16 protein-coding genes are annotated in these 12,645 nt (G+C 49.6%); 4 read left to right on the top strand and 12 right to left on the bottom strand.

Annotated elements, in window-relative coordinates:
- The first annotated feature begins 36 nt into the window (after window positions 1–36).
- The 4 genes from C8D98_RS06295 to C8D98_RS06280 all read left to right on the top strand — a co-directional run bounded on the left by C8D98_RS06295 (window position 37) and on the right by C8D98_RS06280 (window position 2,723).
- Window positions 37–1,059, top strand: coding sequence for a radical SAM protein (locus C8D98_RS06295; RefSeq protein WP_132873095.1), 1,023 nt, complete (start codon window positions 37–39; stop codon window positions 1,057–1,059).
- Window positions 1,060–1,066: 7 nt separating this feature from the next.
- A complete protein-coding gene (locus C8D98_RS06290; RefSeq protein WP_132873094.1) occupies window positions 1,067–1,696 on the top strand; it encodes a LysE family translocator in 630 nt (209 codons plus the stop codon).
- A 63-nt stretch (window positions 1,697–1,759) separates the two neighbouring features.
- Window positions 1,760–2,440 carry an AzlC family ABC transporter permease gene (locus tag C8D98_RS06285; RefSeq protein ID WP_132873093.1) on the top strand — a complete coding sequence of 227 codons (681 nt, stop codon included), beginning with the start codon at window positions 1,760–1,762 and terminating at the stop codon, window positions 2,438–2,440.
- Window positions 2,427–2,723 carry an AzlD family protein gene (locus C8D98_RS06280; RefSeq protein WP_132873092.1) on the top strand — a complete coding sequence of 99 codons (297 nt, stop codon included), beginning with the start codon at window positions 2,427–2,429 and terminating at the stop codon, window positions 2,721–2,723. The genes C8D98_RS06285 and C8D98_RS06280 overlap by 14 nt, the downstream gene beginning before the upstream one ends.
- A gap of 187 nt (window positions 2,724–2,910) precedes the next feature.
- On the opposite strand, the gene C8D98_RS06275 is transcribed toward C8D98_RS06280, so the two are convergent.
- The 12 genes from C8D98_RS06275 to C8D98_RS13900 form a co-directional block, all read right to left on the bottom strand.
- Complete coding sequence (locus C8D98_RS06275; RefSeq protein ID WP_132873090.1) at window positions 2,911–3,732, bottom strand: hypothetical protein; 822 nt, start codon at window positions 3,730–3,732, stop codon at window positions 2,911–2,913.
- A 57-nt stretch (window positions 3,733–3,789) separates the two neighbouring features.
- Window positions 3,790–4,584, bottom strand: a complete 795-nt coding sequence (locus tag C8D98_RS06270) for a protoheme IX farnesyltransferase (protein ID WP_132873089.1) — start codon at window positions 4,582–4,584, stop codon at window positions 3,790–3,792.
- Between the two features lie 44 nt (window positions 4,585–4,628).
- Window positions 4,629–5,840, bottom strand: a complete 1,212-nt coding sequence (gene coxB / locus C8D98_RS06265) for a cytochrome c oxidase subunit II (protein WP_132873087.1) — start codon at window positions 5,838–5,840, stop codon at window positions 4,629–4,631.
- Window positions 5,841–5,850: 10 nt separating this feature from the next.
- Window positions 5,851–6,141, bottom strand: a complete 291-nt coding sequence (locus tag C8D98_RS06260) for a cytochrome C oxidase subunit IV family protein (RefSeq protein WP_132873085.1) — start codon at window positions 6,139–6,141, stop codon at window positions 5,851–5,853.
- Window positions 6,142–6,149: 8 nt separating this feature from the next.
- Window positions 6,150–6,752: a cytochrome c oxidase subunit 3 family protein gene (locus tag C8D98_RS06255; RefSeq protein WP_132873084.1), complete on the bottom strand. Its 603-nt coding sequence runs from the start codon at window positions 6,750–6,752 to the stop codon at window positions 6,150–6,152.
- Window positions 6,745–8,364, bottom strand: a complete 1,620-nt coding sequence (gene ctaD, locus C8D98_RS06250) for a cytochrome c oxidase subunit I (protein WP_132873082.1) — start codon at window positions 8,362–8,364, stop codon at window positions 6,745–6,747. The genes C8D98_RS06255 and ctaD overlap by 8 nt, the downstream gene beginning before the upstream one ends.
- Window positions 8,357–9,229 (bottom strand): SCO family protein, encoded by an 873-nt coding sequence (locus C8D98_RS06245; RefSeq protein ID WP_132873081.1) that lies wholly within the window; start codon window positions 9,227–9,229, stop codon window positions 8,357–8,359. Before C8D98_RS06245 ends, ctaD begins: the two co-directional genes overlap by 8 nt.
- Before the next feature lie 4 nt (window positions 9,230–9,233).
- The gene (locus C8D98_RS06240) at window positions 9,234–9,539 is read right to left on the bottom strand and encodes a c-type cytochrome (RefSeq protein WP_132873079.1); all 306 of its coding nucleotides are present in this window, start codon (window positions 9,537–9,539) and stop codon (window positions 9,234–9,236) included.
- A gap of 107 nt (window positions 9,540–9,646) precedes the next feature.
- Window positions 9,647–10,279 carry a YkgJ family cysteine cluster protein gene (locus C8D98_RS06235; RefSeq protein ID WP_132873077.1) on the bottom strand — a complete coding sequence of 211 codons (633 nt, stop codon included), beginning with the start codon at window positions 10,277–10,279 and terminating at the stop codon, window positions 9,647–9,649.
- 106 nt (window positions 10,280–10,385) lie between these two features.
- Complete coding sequence (locus C8D98_RS06230) at window positions 10,386–11,936, bottom strand: sensor histidine kinase (RefSeq protein ID WP_132873076.1); 1,551 nt, start codon at window positions 11,934–11,936, stop codon at window positions 10,386–10,388.
- Complete coding sequence (locus C8D98_RS06225; protein ID WP_243640929.1) at window positions 11,933–12,511, bottom strand: response regulator transcription factor; 579 nt, start codon at window positions 12,509–12,511, stop codon at window positions 11,933–11,935. The genes C8D98_RS06230 and C8D98_RS06225 overlap by 4 nt, the downstream gene beginning before the upstream one ends.
- Window positions 12,489–12,632, bottom strand: coding sequence for a hypothetical protein (locus tag C8D98_RS13900; protein WP_243640928.1), 144 nt, complete (start codon window positions 12,630–12,632; stop codon window positions 12,489–12,491). The genes C8D98_RS06225 and C8D98_RS13900 overlap by 23 nt, the downstream gene beginning before the upstream one ends.
- Between the last annotated feature and the right edge of the window lie 13 nt (window positions 12,633–12,645).

Below are 12,645 nucleotides of genomic sequence, written 5' to 3'. Positions count from 1 at the left end.
TATTCTGCCCATTATTTGTTTCAGTCGGAGATCAGAATGAACATTCACGATATCATCAAAAAAGTTAATAACAGAGAGGCATTTACTCAGCAGGAGGTAGTCTCCATGCTGGAAATAAACCCCAGATCCCGTGAGGCGGCAGTGCTTATGGGCGAAAGCTCACGCATATCCAGAGAGCTGACAGGCAACACCGCCGAGGTGCACGGCCAGTTTGCGCTGAACCTCGCCCCCTGCCCGGTAAACTGCCGTTTCTGCGCATTCGCCGCAAAATACGGCATCTTCAAAGAGCCGAAAGAGCTTACCGTTCAGGAATGCACGGAGTACGCTCTGGGATTTGACAATTCCGAAGAGAACGCCGCAGTGTTCCTTATGACAACTGCCAACTATGATTTCGGAAAATTCATCGAGATATCCTCGGAGGTCAGAAAAGTTCTGCGCCCCGAAACCCTTATGATAGCCAACGTGGGCGATATGACCCCTGAACAGGCAAAACGCATGAAGGATGCTGGATTCAACGGAACCTACCATGCCATCCGCATGGGCGAAGGGGACAAGACCAACGCACCTGTGAAGAACCGCCTGAAAACCATCAGAGCGTTTCAGGATGCGGGGCTTATAGTCGGAACCTGCGTTGAACCAATAGGTCCCGAACACACTAACGAGGAGATAGCTGAGAAAATTCTCCTTGCCGCATCATTCGACCCTGCGTTCAGCGGAGCCATGCGCAGAATAACAATACCCGGCTCTGACCTCGAACAGTACGGAATGATATCCGAGCTGAGGCTTGCGCAGATAGTGGCTGTGACCCGTATCGCCACACCAATGACCGTTCTGGGCAACTGCACCCACGAACCTAACGTTATGGGAGCGATGGCCGGAGCGAACCTTTTCTGGGCTGAGGTGGGCGGAAATCCCAGAGACACAAAAGAGAAAACAGAAGAGAACAGAGGCGTGTCCGTTGCCGACTGTGCAAAACTCCTTTCCGAGGCTGAATGGCAGGTTGCCAAACACCCCTCGGCATATTACAATAAAACCCACGGTAAACTGGCAGAAATATAGGTGACATATGCTTGACAGCACACAGATTATCCTTTTCGCAACAACATCTTTGCTTCTGGCGGCAAGCCCCGGCCCCGACGTTATCTATGTCATAACCAGAGGGCTGACACAGGGGCACAGAAGCGCAATGGCCGCCGCCGCAGGTTTTTCTCTGGGCAACATAGCCCATACTGCGTTCGCAATCTTAGGTCTGTCGGCAATAATCCGTTCCAGTGCAATAGCTTTCACCGCAATAAAGATTGCGGGTGCGCTCTATCTCATCTACATAGGCTACAAAACCTTCACCAGCAAATCTGAGGTCAGCGCCGAAAAGGACGATAAAGTGCTCAGCGCAAAAGCTGTTTTCATACAGAGCATCACCGCAAACATCCTCAACCCGAAAGTTGCGATTTTCTTCATCGCATTCTTTCCCCAGTTCGTAAAACCGGAAAACGGTCACCCTTCCCTGCAAATGGCGGGTCTGGGTCTGGTGTTCATCATCTGCACATTCATAGTCTTTTCCGCCTGTGCACTTTTCAGCGGACAGATAGGAAACAGACTGAAACAGAGCAAAACCGGAGCGGGATATCTGAACAAAGCGGCGGGAGCGGTTCTGATGGGACTCGGTGTAGCCCTTGCATTCTCCCGACGCACATAAAAAATGTCATTGGCATTAAATTTTTACTGTATTTTTTATACGGCTCGGATATAATCGGAATCTATGAATACTAACTATCAGGCATTCAAACTCGGCATGAAAGACGGCCTGCCCATCGCCCTCGGCGTTGCGGCATACGGCGTTGTTTACGGCATGCTCACTCAGGGTGTTCTCACAGGCTGGGAGACAATTATGTCCTGCATGGTGGTATTCGCCGGAGTTTCACAGATAATGGCTCTGGAAATGTGGCACCAGCCGCTTCCTGTGTTCGCCATCATCCTTTCAACCTTCATAGTCAACATCCGCCACATCCTTATGGGCGCATCGATATATCCCTATGCGGAAAAAGAGAAAAAATGGGTCAGCTACGTTTCGCTGTTCTTCATGGTGGACGAAGGCTGGGCTCTGACCATGGGCAAAATGCACAGAACAGCCGAACGCATAGGCTATCTGGCCGGCACAGGTTTCATCCTCTATTTTCTCTGGCTCGCCTCTGCTCTGATAGGCCGTCAGGCGGGAGCCTTCATCCCGTCGCCGGAAAAACTGGGGATAGACTTCGCTCTGTCCGCAGTGTTCATAACCATGGCTGTTTCCGGTTTCAGAGGACGCAGGGATATTCCTGTGATTGTAGTTGCAGTCATCGTTTCGTGCCTTTTTGAGCATTATGTGGGCGGAAAATGGTACATACTCGCCGGAGGGATAGCAGGCGGGCTTACAGCGTGGATAACATATGGACAGGATTAGTTTTCTTACAATACTCGGAATGGGTGCGGCAACCTATCTCACCCGTATTCTGGGTTTCTACATAGCGGGTAAACTCACCCTTACGCCCAGATTCAGGTATGCCCTTCAAAGCATCCCCATTGCCATTCTGATATCTATAGCCGCTCCCTCGATAATCAAAGGGACTGTGGCGGAGATTCTTTCGGCCATGGTGGTCATAGGAGCCGCCGCAACGGGCAGAGGGCTGCTTTTCTGTCTGGCTGTTGGTATTCTGGCGGTCAATTTTTTCAGGTTTATTTTTTAAAGGATAGCAATCTTTGCGTTTGAGACTCTTCGCTACGCTCAGAGTGACGGTTATCTCCCCCTTTAATAAAGGGGGACTAAGGGGGATTTACATTCCTGTAAACTTTGCGGATGAGATTGCCGCACCTGCTTACGCAGGTTCGCAATGACGTAAATTTGCAGTCATTCTGAGGCGAAGCCGAAGAATCTCAGAAAGGTAAAGTCTCCAGCAGTTTTCCGAGCTTCTCCACCGATTTCTTAACCTTCATGTCGGCCATAAGGTCACGTTTGTCCTGCAAAACCTCTTTCAGCTCTTTGCCCAGAGTGTTTCTAAGGCTTTTTCCAGCCTCGGCAACGGATTCAGGAACTGCTCTCTTGGCCGAAAGCAGTCGCATAGTATCCGCAACGTCCTTCATACGTGGAATCAGCTTTCTGACAGCCTCAACGAACAGATCGTTCGCCTTTACGAACTTCTTTGTGGTGTCCGCCTTTTCAACTGCCGCTTTGTAGCGTTTCGCCAGAGAATCGAACTCCGTGAACACCGCCTCAAGCTCCGAAATCTTGCTGTCGTCGGCCTCGGAAACCTCTGCGTTAAGCTTCTCCGCCATGGAGTTCACCGAATGGGCGAAGGATTTCGCCACCTCGTCAAAAGTCCCGTCCTGTTCCATTGCACCGCCGAAAAGCGGGTTGCCCGACAGAACGATATCCAGTTCGGTGTGAGCTTTTCTGAAATCTTCATCGGAAAGGAACATCGCCATCTTAGGATAAACAGCGGCAATCCGGCTTCCGAAGCATTTTCCTGTATGCTCGACCATCTCTTTCAGCTCTTCTGAAGCCGTTCCGAGGGTCATAAGCTCTGTGTATTCACTGCTGATGCTCTCAAGGTCGGCATACTGAGCCTTAACTTCTTTTGCGCAGGCGTTCATGGCGGCGATACAGGCTGACTTGTCCTCTGCATTCTCCATCGCAAGGGCATACCGCTCTGCGATCTCATGGTGACGTGTCATGACCTTTTCAACATTTGCGCTCATTTCGCACCTCCGCTTCAAAGATATGATGATAGCGTTTTAATCTATACACTGCAAGGATTAAAGAACGATCATACTGTCCACGGCCAAAAGAAGAAAGAACATCATTGCGGACAGGTTGAGTGTGTGGAACCTGATTCGGGGATTGTCGGAATAGAAAAGAACTATGAACGCCGCAGGCAGGGCAACGGCAATATGGGCGAACATGGTATATTTATACACATAGATGTCCGCCAGAGGCAGAAACATGAGAGCGGCAAAATATGCGGCAGACCAGACGCTGATGAACAGCCTGCTCTTGTCCTCGCCGTAGGAGTGGCGCAAAGTCTTAAAACCCGCCTGAATGTAGTCATCGGCATGCATGTCCGCCAGAATGGCAAAATGCGGCGTCTGCCAGAGATAGAGAGTGGCTGATACCAGAAGTATCTTAACGTCAAAAGGCGAGCCTCCGGCCATTGTGTAGCCCAGCAGGGGCGGAACGGCACCGGAGAAGGAACCGAGCATCACCGAAAACGGAGAAATCCGTTTGAACGGCGTATAAAGGAAGTTGTAGCCCACGATTACGAATATGCCTATAAGTATTGCCGAAAGGCTCTCAGAAAGAACAATAAAGCCCATTCCCATAAGAATAAGGCTCACTGAAAGCACAAGAACCTCTTTGGGCATAAGATTGCCTGAGGGCAGAGGACGCTTTTTCGTGCGCTGCATCATTCCGTCAAGATCCCGCTCCTGAAACTGGTTCAGCGCAGAACATCCGAACGACAGGAACGTCGCCGCCAGCATTGCATAAAGGTGATGAAAACCTATGTGGTGATAAGAAAGGCAGGCCCCCGCAAAAGCGGAAAGGCCTACCATTAAAGATAATTTGAATCTTATAAGTTTCAGGATACAGTTCACTGTTATTTCAGCGTGCTTATATATTCCACCAGAGCCTTGACATCGTCATCGCTCAGGCTCTCATAAGCGGGCATCGAAGGATCGAAACCTTCCGTGATATACGCTTCAGGTGTCTTTATTGAACCGATGATATACTCGATGTTGGCTGTCACCTCCATCTTTTTACCGTCTTTGGAGACAACCTTTGCTTTGCGATCCATCAGCCCTTTGAAGCTGGGGCCGACTATAACGCTGCCGTCTGTGGAGTGGCATCCCAGACAGCCCTCACGCTCGGCCACTTCCGCACCCTTTGCACCGACATTTGCCTGAGGTTTCTCTCCCTTGAGGTGCGTGAGAATCTTCTTCATCTCCTCATCGAATATCGTGCCCTTGAACGGAGGCATCATATCCTCAAAACCTTTGACAAGCTCTGCCGCAGGTTCCTCGATGGCTCTTCTCAGATACTCATCGTCAGCCTTGAGGGTTCTCTCCTTGCCGTTCTCAATGACAATCGTCTCACGGTTGTAGATATCCTTGAAGCTGGGACCCACAAGCACACTGCCGTCTGTGGAGTGGCAATCGAAACAGCCGTATTTCTTAAGCAGTTCCTCGCCCTCGTCCTTCTGCACGGCGGCGGTCTCGTTCAGCCATTCGTTGAACTCCTTCTCAGGAAGAACGACTATCTTGGAGAGCATGTATGCATGGCGCACGCCGCAGTATTCGGCGCACTGAATATCATATTTTCCGGGTTCGCCGCTGTTGAACCATACGTAGGTATGCATTCCCGGCACTGTGTCCATCTTGATCCTGAATGCGGGTGCATAGAAGCTGTGGATAACGTCGACAGAGGTCAGGTCAACCTTTATGGGCTTGTTGGCAGGCACATAAAGCTTGTCGCTGGTCTTGCCGTTGGGATATGTGAACTTCCATGACCACATCCTCGCTTCGCACTGAACCTCATAGCTGTCCGCAGGGGCACTGCGCAGAGCCTTATAGCCTGTCCAGCCGAACCAGAACATTGCCGCCACTATCAAAGTCGGCACAACAGTCCAGATTATCTCGGCGACAAGGTTGCCGTCGATGTCCGCAGGTTCAGGGTTTCTTTTTCTGCTGTACCTGTAGAGGAAGTACAGCGTAACCACTGTTATCAGAATCAGGATGACAATGGATATGCCGAATATAAATTTAAATGCCGTGTCGACCTTGCTGACGGCATCGACTAATGATGCATCCATATCCGCCCCCTTACCTGTAAGCCACGTCAAAGAATGTGAAGCCTATGAAAATGGCCAGAATCAGGAAACACATGAAGACTATAGCCTGCATGAACCTGCTCTCGTATTTCATATGCATGAAAAACAAAATAACCAGCAGCGCCTTTGTTGTCGCAAGGGTCATAGCCACCGCCACGTTCAGAAATCCCAGATTGATTCGGGAAACTCCGACCGTAATGGCAGTCAGCAGGAGCAGAAGCCCCAGAATTATGCCGGCTGTTTTAATGCTTAATATATGGTGTTCGTGTTTATGTTCGCTCATAGCCGCCCTCACAACACAAGATAGAACAGGGGAAACAGGAATATCCAGATAAGGTCCACTATGTGCCAGTAGAGCCCTGCATTTTCAAGTTTCACAAAATCCTGCTGATTTATAACATCCTTCTTAAGGAAGTAGACCATGACCGACAGAACCACCATGCCTATAATAACGTGGAGCGCATGGAGACCTGTCATAAGGAAATAAAGCCCGAAGAAGATGTTCTCGCCGTGGGAAAGCTCCCTCAGATGGGGCGAATCCGGCCAGATGCCGTGGTGAAACTTCGCACGCCACTCTATTGTCTTGTTAACAAGGAAAATGAACGCCGCACCGATGGTCAGATAGGTGTATATCAGCGCAAGCTTTTTCTTTCCCTGCTGAATGTATGTGATGGCCGCCGCAATGCTGAAACTGGAGAGCAGCAGAACCACCGTGTTCAGTGTGCCTATCACCACATCGAGCTGTTTTCCGCCTATGTGGAACTCGCGGGGATACTCGTGAAAATACGCAGAGTAGAGCACAAACATTCCGCCGAAAAGCAGTACCTCTGTGAAGAGGAACAGCCACATGCCGAGTTTCGCTCCTGCGTAGTCTTTATGCACATGGTTACTCATCAGGCGTTACCCCCTTAAAGTCGTAGGGTTTGCGTGAGGTGTCGGGTTCCCTGTCAAAGTTGAGCAGAGGGGGAGGCGTGGGAGTTGTCCACTCCAGAGTGGCCGCACCCCAGGGGTTGCGTCCGTTGACCTTTTCGCCCTTCAGGCATCCTTTGATAAGGTTGTAGAACATTATGGCCAGACCAAGCGCCAGAACCCATGAACCCACAGTGGAGATTATGTGTCCGTCCTGATACTGGGGCAGATAGTCGTAGTAGCGTCGGGGCATGCCCTGAAGCCCGATGATGAACAGCGGGAAATAGAGCAGGTTGAAACCCACAAAAAGTATGTAGAACGCTACCTTTGAAAGGGTCTTGTCATACATGCGGCCGTAGTATTTCGGCAGCCAGAAGTGCATGGCCGCAAACAGACCGAAGCCTGTTCCGCCGAAGATGACATAGTGGAAGTGGCTCACGACAAAGTATGTGTCGTGAACGTGTATGTCAGTTCCCGCCGAACCGAGGATAAGTCCCGTAAGACCGCCCACGGAGAACAGGAAGATGAAACCCAGCGCATACAGCAGGGGAGGCTCAACGGATATGGAACCCTTATAAAGTGTTGCAGTCCAGTTGAACACCTTTATGGCCGATGGTATCGCCACGATGAAAGTCAGCAGCGAGAAGATCAGCACCGCAGTGTCGCTCATGCCCGATGTGAACATGTGGTGCGCCCACACCAGAGAGCCTGCGAAGGCTATCATAAGGCTTGAAAAGGCGATGGTCTTATACCCGAAGATGGGCTTGCGGGCGAAGACTGGGATAATGTCGGAAACGACACCCATGGCCGGAAGGATCATGATGTACACGGCGGGGTGTGAGTATATCCAGAAAAGGTGCTGATAAAGGATGGGGTCGCCGCCCTTGTTGGGATCGAAAAGCCCCACTCCCAGAACCCTTTCGGCAAATATAAGCAGAACCGTTATACCCAGAACCGGAGTGGCCAGAACCTGAATCCAGCCTGTGGCATAGAGCGACCATGTGAACAGGGGGATCTTTGTCCATGTCATGTCGGGTGCTCTGAGTCTGTGTATTGTTGTGATGAAGTTAAGACCTGTGAGGATGGAGGAGAAGCCGAGGATGAAAACGGCTATCACCGCCACGGAAACGTTGGTCGTGGTGAACTCCGAGAAGGGAACGTAGAACGTCCATCCCGTGTCGGGAGTTCCGCCGCCTGTGAACAGCGAAACCAGAGCCAGAAGCGTTCCGCCCACATAAAGATACCAAGAAAACAGGTTAAGCCTAGGAAACGCAACGTCCTCCGCACCCAGCTGGATGGGGAGCACAAGGTTGCCTATGGCCGCCGGAATGCTGGGGATCACCACGATGAATATCATGATCACCCCGTGCAGAGTGAAGACCGTGTTGTATGTCTGGGCATCCATTATCGTTCTGCCGGGAGCTATCAGCTCCAGACGGATGGCAAGTCCCAGAAACACGCCCACAATGAACATTGCGAGCAGGATATACAGATACATAAGACCGATCCGTTTGTGGTCGGTTGAGGTCAGCCAGCCCATTATTCCTGTGCGGCCGTTCCCCGTCTCCTCCCAGAATGAAAGAGTACTGTTACTCATCGGAACCTCTCTTTTTTCTCTTTTTTCCGCCGAAGAAAAGATATCCGGCGAAAACGGCCATAACCAGCAGAACAACCACGCCGGATACCTTCATTATGTCAAAGACATATCTCTTACCCTGAGGATCGTAGTTGAAACAGTAGGCCACGAGTTTTTTAACGGAAAGCCCCGGGGTCTCCTTCTCCGCCTCAACAACGGCCATTGTCATTTCAAAAGGCAGAATGTCTGTACCATAGAGGTAGCGGACTATCTTGCCTGAATGAGAAACCGACATAACGGCCACAGGGTGGGCGAAGTCTGCACCGCTTCTTTTAAAGCGGAATCCCAGAGCGTTCATAAGTTTATCAATATTTTCCTTGGAACCGGTCAGGAATATCCAGCCGTTTTCGGGAACCGTTCCGCCTGCGGCCTTCATATAGTTGACCTTTTTCTCGGCGGCGTCCTTAACGGTGTCGTTCTCGTCGAAGCTGACGGAAATGACCTGATACTGCTGTCCGGGCTTCATTTTTATCTGGGGAATAACATCCGCCAGACGTGACTGGAGAAAATTGCATACGTTCGGACATGTGTAGTACACGGGAGCGAACAGAGTGGGTTTATCAACAAGCTCTCTGAGTGTGACCTTTTTCCCTTCGGAAGTGGTGAACTCCAGATCCAGAGGGATTATGCTTCCCAGATGCTCGGTGACACCGACATCGGACTCCTTCTGAGCCTTCTCATCGTGAACGTGCTCTTTATTTTCTCCTTTCTGCATATTTTCATGGGCAGAATGCTCCACATCGGCGGCAAAAGACTGCCGTACGGAGAACAGACCTGTAAGACATACAACTGCAAAAAGGAGAACTGCAAATTTTAAGAATCTCATCGGCTTATTTCAGCTTAGAGATATATTCCGAAAGTGCTTTGATCTCTTCGGGTGTCAGTTTGGCAACCTGAGCAAGCATGATGGCTTTTTTGGCTCCGCCCTTGCCTTCCTGATATCCTTTCAGATCGGCTTCGATTGTTGCCGCAGGAAGTCCTTTAATAGCTTTGCTGACGCCCAGAGCGGGTTTTGAGCCGTCTGCTCCGTGGCATCCCTTGCACTTTTCATAAAGTGCCGCTCCGTTTGCAGCGGCGAAAGCAGCTGAAAACGCAAAAGCAGAAATCATAACAATAAAGCAGGCTGTCTTTTTCATAGTTTTACCTCTCAATGTGAAAAAAGATAGAACACTTACTACATTTTATATCCCAATATGCAATGCGTCAAATGAACATTGCAGAAAAGAGACAAAATAAGTCCTTGTTAAATATTTATAGTGAGCCTTTTAAGAAGGGCTTCGGATATCTCATAGCTTCTGCTGTCGCCTCCGCTCTGTTTCAGAGCGTCCGCCAGCGCAAGAAACACAGTGTCATATATGCTTTTATGCTTTAGGTTCATGGGAATGTAGGCATATTCTTCATAGATGGACATGTTCATGGCGTTGTAGCAGGCCGAATCGTCCGCACTGACAACAGAACGGCACACAAGGGGGCGCACAGGATGGATTATGCATTCGCCCTCCTCCCCCAGAAATCCGCAGGGAATGTTTGAGACAATGCGTTCCTGATCATCGTATCCGGCAATATTTACCTTTATGTATCTGAGCTTTGCTCTCAGCCTTTCCAGTTCATCGGCGTTCAGGATGGTTTTAAGATATTCAGCAATGACATCCGCTTCGGGAGCAAGAACGGGAACGTTCACCCGGCAGCAGTGGAAACAGCCTCTCCGGCACTTCATCACCGCTTTTTCTGTCTGCGGAACCTGTTCCGCCACTCTTTCATCGGTAAGTGAATGCAGGCTGATTATGATACCCGCAGGAGATTCGCCCGAGCTAAGGGATTTGAGGACAAACGAATAAACCGTTTCGTGGAGATCGTACAGTTTAATACCGGCCATGAAACAAGTATATCACGGTGCTGTTTTAATGTACAGTATTGATGGAAAAGAATAATAAAATACAAATGCTTATAAATCAGATCTAAACATATTAACAGATAATAAACTAGTGCTCATCATCCGCCACAAGGTTCTTAGGTATCAGAACCCTGAAAAGTGAGCCTTTATTCTGCTCCGACTCAATTTCAAGCGCACCGTTGTGCCCCTCGACTATTCTGGAGATGATGGAAAGCCCCAGCCCTGTGCCCGAAAACTCACGCTTGACGTTTGACGCACGGAAGAACCTCTTGGTCACCAGTTCCAACTCATCCGCAGGAATACCGACCCCGGAATCCTCAACCTCAATTATGTTATATTCATCATTGCTTTTAAGGCGGACTTTGATGAAACCGTCGTTGCGGCTGAATTTCACTGCGTTGGATATAAGGTTCATCAGGACATGGCGGAACGATTCCGCATCAGCGGTTATCATTGATCCGTCCCTGATATCCATGCTGAATTCTATATTTTTGTCAGACATCTCTTTTTCATGATCGGAAGCGATCTCGGCGGTCAGCTTGCCTATGTTAAGCGGCATAAAGTGATAAGGGTACTGATTGCTGTCCAGACGGGACAGAGTGATTATCTCGCTGAAAAGGGTGTTAAGCAGTCTTGCGCTTTTTGCTATCGTTGCGAGGGACTTCTCCTTAACATCCGGCGCACAGTCCAGCCCCTGAGCCACAAGCAGTTCGGAATAGGAGATTATCTTCGTAAGCGGCGTTCTCAGCTCATGGGAAAGGGAGTCCAGAATGTCGGACTTGAAGCTGTTAATGCTCTTTAGTTCGTCGTTGGTTGTCTGAAGCTCCTGCATAACCGACTGATACTGCCCTGTGACTCTTGCCAGCTGTTCTTTCAGCCTGTCCTCGTTCTCCAGAATGCTGTGGCGCATCATCTCGAACGCTTCGGAAAGCTCCTGAATCTCGTCTCCTGTCTTTATTGCAAGTTTTTTGGAAAAATCCCCCGTTTTGTATGAAACGGCGGCATTCGTAAGGGTATCCAGATTTTTGAGTACCATCATGCGCAGAAGCAGAGTAAGGGTGAGCACGATACCCGCAAAAGCGGTGAAACCGATTATCTGATAGTTGCGGTTGTTCACCTGCATGGCTTTTTCCAGAGATTTCATGGGTATGGTAACAGATATTCCGCCCCGCAGATCGCCTATCTTATATCCCTGATAGTCGTGGCACTCCATGCAGGCCTTGTTGACATACAGCGGAGCCATATATCTGTAGTACCTGTCCCCCTTAAGGGTGATTATCTCCTGATGTTCCTTTGCCCCTTTTTCAAACAGTTTGAGGGCATTGACCTCATAATCGTCCGGAGCATTTTCAGGATTTATCAGCTGAAGACTTGTTATGTGAAAACGGAAATCCGTCATTTTCTCGGCATAGGTTGAAAGCTGCTTGGTGGCAACGGCAGGCACAGGCTGAATCTGATCCCTGTTCTCCGCCACCCACTGACGGGTGACAACGATCATGTCGAACATGGTCTTTGCCTGAGTGTGCGCCTGCTGAAGCAGTATCTTTTTCTGACTCTCCATGAAAACGTTCGTCATGGCCAGAATGATAACAATGGTTACCAGAGTGATGCTTATCAGCAGCTTAAAGGTGAGCTTCATTTCTTGATCTTATATCCGACGCCGGAAACGGTTTTTATTATGTCAGGATTTTTAGGGTTTATCTCAACCTTCTGGCGCAGGTTCTTGATGTGGACATCAAGGCTTCTGGACCATGAATAGATGGAGTTCTTTCCCCAGATATCGCTGACTATGGTGTCACGGGAGAGCACCTGTCCGGCTTTTTCTATGAAATACAGAAGGATGTCGTATTCCTTCGGCGTAAGACTTATTTTATCATTTTTTATGAAGACCTGTCTGTTTGCCCTGTCTATGGTCAGGTGATGAAACACGGAGGCTTGGCCGTCGCTGTCCTCCTGAACCGCCGCAGGTTTTTCAACACGGCGCAGAATAGCCTTTACACGGGCTATCAGCTCGATGTTCTCAAAGGGCTTGGTCAGGTAGTCGTCCGCTCCGTATTCGAGGCAGACAACCTTGTCGGAAACGTTGTCACGGGCGGAAAGGATGAGGATGGGCACGTCCTGCTCCCCTCTGATTATCTTGCATATCTGCTGCCCGTCAATATCGGGCAGATTGAGGTCGAGGATTATGAGGTCAGGATTGTACTCCCGGGGCAAGAGACAGTCCGGTGATGCCGTTAGACGCAGTGATAACATTGTATTTTTCAAGATTCAGCAGGAGCTTAAGAATATCTATTATCTCCTGATCATCATCGACAACTAAAATGGTCGTACTCATAAATACACCCACA

It is taken from the genome of Seleniivibrio woodruffii (genome assembly GCF_004339245.1).
Classification (GTDB): domain Bacteria; phylum Chrysiogenota; class Deferribacteres; order Deferribacterales; family Geovibrionaceae; genus Seleniivibrio; species Seleniivibrio woodruffii.
The sequence above is the reverse complement of the archived record's forward strand: the minus strand, read 5'-3'. Positions and strand labels throughout refer to the sequence as shown.